The organism is Pedobacter sp. (assembly GCF_035566355.1).
Classification (GTDB): Bacteria; Bacteroidota; Bacteroidia; order Sphingobacteriales; family Sphingobacteriaceae; genus Pedobacter.
Map to the genome: position 1 here is coordinate 1 of NZ_DATMRL010000560.1, position 8,190 is coordinate 8,190.

Genomic DNA, 8,190 nt, shown 5'->3' on the forward strand with positions numbered 1-8,190 from the left:
AGCTTGCAGTACAGGGAATGAAACTGGGAGCGAATGATTTTATCAATAAGCCCTGGAATAACGATCATATTTTGCAATCGGTAAAAACACTGATGGAACTTCATGTCCAGGAACCTGTACACCGGGATCGCAGGCAGCTGGATAAGCAGTATGCTTTTCAGCAGATCATAGGAGAAGACCCAAAAATGTTGGAGATCATGGATACGATTGGAAGGGTAGCCCGTACAGACGCGTCCATACTGATTACCGGAGAGAGTGGTACTGGAAAAGAACTGATTGCTGAAGCAATCCATGAAAATAGTTTGAGACGGAACCGGGCATTTGTTAAAGTAAACCTGGGCGGAATTTCGTCTTCTCTGTTTGAAAGTGAAATGTTTGGGCATATGCGGGGTGCTTTTACAGATGCGCGTTACGATAGGGTTGGGCGCTTTGAAATGGCGAATAAAGGAACCATATTTCTGGATGAAATTGGTGATCTGGAAGCCAGCAGCCAGGTGAAGTTGCTTAGGGTACTTCAGGACAGGACTTACGAAGTTCTGGGCAGCAGTAAAACCAAAGTAGTGGATACCAGGGTGGTTTGCGCAACCAATAAACATCTGAATAATATGGTTGGTTCGGGACTTTTCAGGGAGGATTTACTATACCGTATTAATTTGATTACAATACATTTACCTGCTCTTCGCGAACGCCCTGGCGATATACCTCTGCTGGTGAGGTTCTTTATCCATAATCTGAAAGAAATTTACAACAGACCTGCATTGTCTGTGACACCACAGGCGATGAAATGGCTACAGAAACTGGAGTTGCCAGGTAATATCCGTCAATTGAAGAATTTGGTAGAACGCTCTATTCTGGTTAGTAAAAAGGATCTATTGGAGATAGATGATTTTAAAAATCAAATGGATCAGTCACCCTCCCGGAAAGAAGCAGCGCCGCTCCCCGATGTTGGGGTGATGACGCTGGAGCAAATGGAGGTAGAAATGGTTAAACGCGCCATGAGTTTTCATAAGAACCGTATTACAAAGGCTGCGGCATCTTTAGGCATTACCAGAAATGCCTTGTACCGCAGACTGGAGAAATATCAAATTCCATTTGATGAAACTGAGCACTAAGTATATTCTCTTTATTGCTGTTTTGCACCTGGTTTGCCTGGTGCTGACGTATTTGGTGTTTGAGGAAAATAAGGTCTTATTTATCTTGTCGGAGGTGTTTATCCTTGGATCAGGAGCTCTTTCCTGGAGTTTATACAGGCAGTTGATCAGTCCGCTAAACCATTTAAAAGAAGGTATAAATGCAATTAAGGACAGAGATTTTAATGTAAAGTTTCTGCCTACAGGCAAACGTGAAATGGATGAGCTGATTGAAGTGTACAATCAGATGATGGATGAATTAAGGAAAGAACGTATTAAACAGGAGGAGCAACATTTTTTCCTGGAGAAACTCATCCAGACTTCTCCAACGGGAATTATTATTCTGGATTATGATCATCAGGTGAAGCTGGTTAACCCTAAAGCATTATCAATGCTGGGAACACAAATAGGGGAAGTGACTGCCTTGGCAAATGAACTTAAAGCCGGTGGAACTAAATTGATACGGCCGAATGGATTAAGGGCTTATAAGCTTCAAAAATCTCATTTTATAGACCGTGGATTTGCCCGTTTTTTCCTCATGATTGAAGAGGTGACTTCGGAGATCTTTGAAGCCGAGAAGGGCGTATATGAAAAAGTGATCCGGATGATGGCTCATGAGGTGAACAATACCATTGGGCCGGTCAACTCCATTTTGAACTTATCCCTGCAAACCAAAACGCTTTGGGAAGGGGGAGATCAGGAGGCGCTAAGGAATGCACTGGAAGTGGCTGTGCAAAGGAATCAAAATCTTAATCTGTTCATGAGAAATTTTGCAGATCTGGTGAAGCTTTCTCCGGTTAACCGAAGAAAGATGGATCTTGTGGCCCTGATTTATAATGTAGCGGCTTTGATGGAAATCAAAGCGACGGAGGCAAATGTAACTTTTGAATTTATCTTGCCAGAAGATCCTTTTTTTATTCTTGCCGATTTGCAGCAGATGGAACAGGCTATGATCAATATCGTTAAAAATGCCTTGGAGGCTATGGAGAGAGCGGGTGTAATTCGCTTTGTGCTAGAGGAAGGGCGGCTTGTGATTTCTGACAATGGAAAGGGAATTTCTGAAGCGCATAATGAACAACTCTTTAGTCCCTTTTTTAGCACAAAAAAAGATGGACAGGGTATAGGGCTCACACTGGTCAGGGAAATTCTTGTCAATCATGGGTTTGATTTTTTTCTGAAGACCATCAAACAAGGTCAGACTGATTTTGTTATCCTCCTTAAATAGAGGATTTGTATTTGTCGCATTTATCGGGGGGTTGATCCCAGGGGTATTTCATTTCGTCTCATTTTAAAATCTGGTTGGTGATTTATAAATAAATTTGAGCTAAACAGAATGACCCTATGTTAAAAAATATTGTCCTGATCCTCTTTTTTGCATCAGTTTTCCACGGAGGGGATTTGTATGCGCAGGATTCTTTATATCATGATCTGCCCAAAACGTGGAATCTAAAAGACTGTATTGATTATGCTAAAAAAAATAACATCAGCGTCAACAGTTTAAAACTCAGTTCTAAAACTGCTGAGCAGAGCCTAATCGCAGCTAAAGCGGCAAAATATCCAAACTTATCGGCCAATGTAACTCAAGACGTATCGCATTACAATTCGGGCACGCAAAGTTCCAGTGGTTATGGAGTGAGCTCTGGAATAACGTTGTTTAATGGGGGGTATCTGAATAACGATATAAAGTCGAAAACATTGAGTGAACAGGTAGCCAATCTCTCTGTGAGCACCGCTGAAAACGATATTACACTGCAGATTACCCAGGCTTACCTGAATATTTTGCTGAGTAAGGAAAATATCACCTATTTGAATGATCTGTTAAGTACCAGTAATGCATTGGTCAAACAAGGGACTCAGCGCTTAACCGCAGGTACAATTGCTAAGAAAGACTTGTTACAGTTGCAGGCAACAATGGCTAATGACAATTATACACTGATTACTGCACAAAATCAACTCCAGCAAAATGTACTCACTTTAAAACAATTGCTGCAGCTGCCTACGCGAATCGCGTTTGATGTAGTTGCGGCCGATACCACCAAAGTAAATGAACACTTAATTGATCTTGCTTCTGCGCAGGACCAGGCACTTCGGACGAGGCCGGAAGTGAAAGGTGCAGAGCTAAATGTACAATTGCAAAATACGGAACTGGAAAAAGCCAGGGCTACCATCAGGCCTGTACTGAGTTTAAATGGTTCTTTGGGGAGTGGTTACAACAGCACTTCGTTTGGTAGCTACCCAAACCAGCTGAACAATACCTTTAATCAGGCTTTGGGTTTGACTCTTTCTATTCCCATTTTTGATAGAAAAATCACTAAAACGAATGTTGCTAAAGCGAATATTGAGATACAGCAGGCCAGGTTATCTCTTTTAGATACCAAAACAACGTTAACACAATCGGTTGAAAAAGCCTACTTGAATGTTCAAAATGCAAATAGCCAATATCAGGCAGCCAAAGAACAGTTCAATTATACCAGTGAAGCGTTGAGGATTGCGGAGGCGGAGCTGAAGCTGGGTTCGAGCAGCATAGTAGATTACCTGCAGCAGAAAAATTTATACGTACAGGCTTTGCAGGCTTTTGTTCAGGCAAAATATACGGCGAATCTGTATACTAAGATTTATGATTTTTATACAGGCGTTCCAATAACAGAATAAATTAAAGAGATGAAAACGAAGAAAAGCATATTCATTATTGTAGGTATTGTTGTCCTTGCCTTTGCTGTATGGTACTTCGCCGTCAGAAAAACCGAAGCGGTTGTCAAATTGGAAACAGAGAAGCCAAAAATGGGTTATATCTCCGAGAATGTAACAGCAACGGGAAAAGTGCAGCCGGTGGATACTGTAGCGGTGGGTTCCCAGGTGTCTGGAAATATTGCAAAGCTCTATGCTGATTTTAACTCGACAGTGAAAAAGGGGCAGCTGCTCGCAGAACTGGATAAAACCTTGTTCCAGGCCTCTGTAAATCAATTTGCGGCCAATCTGGCCAGTGCCCAAAGCCAGCTGGTCTTTCAGCAAGGCAATTATGGACGTCAGAGTGAACTGTATAAAGTTGGCGCTATCAGCAAGGCGGATTATGACAATGCACTCTCTACCTATAATTCGGCAAAAGCTTCTGTAAACAGCATTAATGCACAATTGATGTCTGCTAAGAAAAACCTTTCGCTGGCCAGTATTTATTCGCCGATTGATGGAACAGTACTTTCCAGAAGTGTAAGTGAAGGCCAGACCGTTGCGGCGAGCTTTAGTACCCCAACTTTATTTAGTATTGCAAAAGACCTGACTAAAATGCAGGTGCAGGCTTCTGTGGATGAAGCTGATGTAGGCGATATCAAAACAGGCGAGCGTGCAACCTTTACAGTAGATGCATTTTTAGACGATATCTTTAAAGGAAGTATTCAGGAAATCAGGCTAAGTCCGAAAATCACCTCAAATGTGGTAACTTATACCACCATTATCAATACAGACAATGAAGATAAAAGGTTAAAACCTGGTATGACGGCAAACATCACCATCTTTGCTAAAGAGGTTAATAATGCCATGCTGGTACCGGCAAAGGCACTTAAGTTTTCTCCCGACACTACGCTTAAAAAATACCAGCTGGTCTGGGTAAACAGAGATAGGAAGCCAACCTCTCCGAAGGAAGGCTATGTATGGGTAAAAACCGGCGATCTTAAGCTGGAGCAGAGGAAAATAAAGGTAGGTATCAACAACAACACGCAAGTTGAAGTTTTAGGTGGTATTACTGGAAATGATGAAATTGTAATAGGCAGTCAGGTTTCAGGTGGACCAGGTATGGCTACAACTGGTACAGCTGCTTCCAGTCCATTTATGCCAAAACGACCAGGCGGTAACAAGAAAAGATAATGGCAAGTAAAATATTAGAACTGCACGACCTGAAAAGGGAGTTTGTAATGGGCGATATGACGGTCAGGGCTTTAAAGGGTTTGTCCTTTGAAATCAATGCGGGTGAATTTGTGACCATTATGGGCAGCAGCGGGTCGGGTAAAACCACGCTTCTGAATATCTTGGGCTGCCTGGATAAACCTTCCGATGGGAGTTATCTTTTGGATGGCATCGATGTGAAGGGATTGAACCGGGATGAACTGGCCGGATTGAGAAATAAGAAGATTGGTTTTGTATTTCAGGCCTACAATTTGTTGCCGAGAACCAATGCGCTGGAGAATGTGGAACTTCCCCTTTTTTACAACAAAGAAGTGACGGCCGAAGAACGCAAAGAAAGAGCCATCAAGGCCCTGGAGGCAGTAAAATTAAGTGACCGGTTTGATCACACGCCCAGTCAGCTCTCTGGAGGCCAGCAGCAACGCGTAGCCATTGCAAGGGCCTTGGTGAACGAGCCCGTAATGATCCTGGCTGATGAGGCTACCGGAAACCTGGATACAAGGACTTCCTATGAGATCATGGCCCTGATGCAGGAGCTGAACTCGCAGGGCAAAACTATTGTTTTTGTTACCCATGAACCTGATATCGCTGCTTTTAGCAGCCGGACGATTATGCTCCGGGACGGCAAACTGCAGAAAGACAGTAAAAATGAAAACCCGCGTTCTGCGAAAGAAGCCTTGGCTTCATTACCAGAATCTGATGACTATTAAACGGATAAGATGAGCATTTTAAATTTATTAAGGATCGCTTTTCGGGCACTAAGAAGAAATAAACTGCGTGCCTTTCTGACTATGCTGGGGATCATTATCGGTGTGGCAGCAGTGATTGCCATGATGGCCATCGGGCAAGGCTCCAAGCAGAGTATCCAGTCTTCATTATCCAGCATGGGATCTAATATGATCACAGTGATGCCTCAAAGTAATACACCAGGAAGTGTACGATTGGCTGGAAGCAGTATTCAAACCTTAAAACTGGAAGATATTGCAGCTATAAAAAGACTTCAGTCGGATAATATCAATGGTTTATCTCCAGTTGTTTCTTCTAGTGGCCAGGCCATAAAAGGAGGTAATAACTGGCCTACAAGTATTACCGGGATCAGCCCGGATTATTTAAATATCCGGCAATTGAAACTTCTTGACGGAATTATGTTTTCTGATAATGATGTCCGGAAATCAGCAAAGGTTTGTTTGTTGGGAAAAACGGTGATAGATAATCTTTTTCCTGATGGAAGTAACCCGATAGGTCAGATCATTCGTTTTAAAAGTATTCCTTTCCAGGTGATTGGCACCCTGGTGCCTAAAGGACAGAGTAATTTTGGTCAGGATCAGGATGATATTATACTTGCACCTTATACTACGGTACAGAATAGGATCACGGCAACAAATTATCTGCAGTCTATTTATGCTTCAGCGGTCTCTGAAGCAGCGAGTGATGCAGCCACACAGGAAATCACGAATGCGGTAAGGGAGAGTCATAAATTATTGCCATCCCAGGATAATGACTTTCAGGTACGTACACAGGCAGAATTGATCACTACAATTACCTCCACGAGCAGTATGCTTACTGTGTTGTTAACGGCTATTGCTGGAATATCTTTACTGATTGGAGGTATAGGGATCATGAATATTATGTATGTTTCGGTAACGGAAAGAACAAGGGAAATTGGTTTAAGAATGTCCATCGGTGCACGTGGCAAGGATATTTTAATGCAGTTTTTGATAGAGGCCATTCTAATCAGTATTACCGGGGGTGTACTTGGTGTTTTGCTGGGAGTCAGTTCTGCTTATCTGATTTCTTATTTTCTGAGCTGGCCCATCCTGATCTCGCAGTCTTCGATTGTCATTTCGTTTATTGTTTGCGGGATAACCGGTATTTTCTTTGGTTACTACCCTGCACAAAAGGCCAGTCGTTTAGATCCAATTGAGGCGCTGAGGTACGAATAAAAGTGGCGGTTTGTTTTGAAGCAAAATAATATAATAACTTAGCTATGTTAAAAACAGGGAAAAGAGAAATGGTGCTGAACTTCTCCGATAAACGTATTAAGATAGCGCTGCATGTTTTGGTTTGGCTGGTCCTGATGATCCTGCCTTATATCGTAAACTCTAATCGTGGTACGCCGCCACGCCGTTTAAGCCCGGAAGAAGAGACCCAGTTCTTTAAACTGAACTTCATTAGTTATTTTTTCCTGATTGCAATTTTTTACCTCAATAGTTTTGTGCTGATTCAGAGATTGTTTTACAAACAAAAATATCTCTTGTATGCCCTTAGTATTGTTTTGTTTTATGGTCTTGTACTTTGTGTTCATTTTATACTTTTCAAGATCCTTATTCATGAGATGCAGTTTAACTGGGTCAGGGCAGGTTGGTTCAACTTGCCGGCGTATTTACTCACTATAGCAGGAAGTACAACATTTATTATGGTTTCGGACCGGATTAAAATGGAGAAGAGAGATCTGGAAAGAGATAAGGAAACGATGAAAACGGAATTGTCTTTTTTGCGGTCTCAAATCAGTCCGCATTTTATATTTAATATTTTGAATAATATTGTGGCGCTGGTGAGGTTAAAAAGTACAGAACTTGAACCTACGGTGATGAAGCTTTCTGGTTTAATGCAATATATGCTTTATGAAACGGATGAGGAGAAGGTTTCCCTGGGAACGGAGAAAGAATATCTCAATTCTTATATTGACCTTCAGAAACAAAGATTTGGAAAGAAAGTAAAGGTAGGTGTGGAAATCAGTTTATTTAGCGATTATCAGGAGATTGAGCCGATGTTGCTGATTCCTTTTGTTGAAAATGCTTTTAAACATGGGGTCGGTTTGATAGAAGATCCGCAGATCAGCATCAAGTTAAGTACAGATGAAAAGAACTTGAATTTTTCAATTGTAAATAAATACAGTTCGGCAGAAGGTGAGGCCAAAGACAGGTCTTCGGGCATAGGGCTTGTAAATGTAAGCCGGCGACTGAATTTATTATATGGGAATAACCATAGCTTGACGATAGAGAAAGAGAAGGACTGGTTTAAGGTGAATTTATGGCTAAAATTGAGTGTATGATAAACTGTATTGCTGTTGACGATGAACCGTTGGCTCTAAATCTATTGGCTGATAACATCAGTAAAATACCTTTTCTGAATTTGCTGGCTACTTGTGAGGATGCCTTTT

7 protein-coding genes are annotated in these 8,190 nt (G+C 41.8%); all 7 read left to right on the forward strand.

The features are described 5' to 3' along the window. On the forward strand, nt 1-1,112 hold a 1,112-nt coding region (locus VNZ46_RS21950), incomplete at its 5' end, for a sigma-54 dependent transcriptional regulator (protein ID WP_325562617.1). Then, a complete protein-coding gene (locus VNZ46_RS21955) occupies nt 1,096-2,355 on the forward strand; it encodes a sensor histidine kinase (RefSeq protein WP_325562619.1) in 1,260 nt (419 codons plus the stop codon). The genes VNZ46_RS21950 and VNZ46_RS21955, both read left to right, overlap by 17 nt. A 116-nt stretch (nt 2,356-2,471) precedes the next feature. Continuing rightward, nucleotides 2,472-3,782: a TolC family protein gene (locus tag VNZ46_RS21960; protein ID WP_325562621.1), complete on the forward strand. Its 1,311-nt coding sequence runs from the start codon at nt 2,472-2,474 to the stop codon at nt 3,780-3,782. Between the two features lie 9 nt (nt 3,783-3,791). After that, on the forward strand, nt 3,792-4,991 hold the full coding sequence (locus VNZ46_RS21965) for an efflux RND transporter periplasmic adaptor subunit (protein ID WP_325562623.1): 1,200 nt from the start codon (nt 3,792-3,794) through the stop codon (nt 4,989-4,991). Further along, nucleotides 4,991-5,737 (forward strand): ABC transporter ATP-binding protein, encoded by a 747-nt coding sequence (locus VNZ46_RS21970; protein ID WP_325562625.1) that lies wholly within the window; start codon nt 4,991-4,993, stop codon nt 5,735-5,737. Before VNZ46_RS21965 ends, VNZ46_RS21970 begins: the two co-directional genes overlap by 1 nt. 9 nt (nt 5,738-5,746) lie before the next feature. After that, complete coding sequence (locus VNZ46_RS21975; protein WP_316837388.1) at nt 5,747-6,970, forward strand: ABC transporter permease; 1,224 nt, start codon at nt 5,747-5,749, stop codon at nt 6,968-6,970. Nucleotides 6,971-7,014: 44 nt separating this feature from the next. Further along, nucleotides 7,015-8,082: a sensor histidine kinase gene (locus VNZ46_RS21980; RefSeq protein ID WP_325562628.1), complete on the forward strand. Its 1,068-nt coding sequence runs from the start codon at nt 7,015-7,017 to the stop codon at nt 8,080-8,082. Nucleotides 8,083-8,190 lie beyond the last annotated feature (108 nt).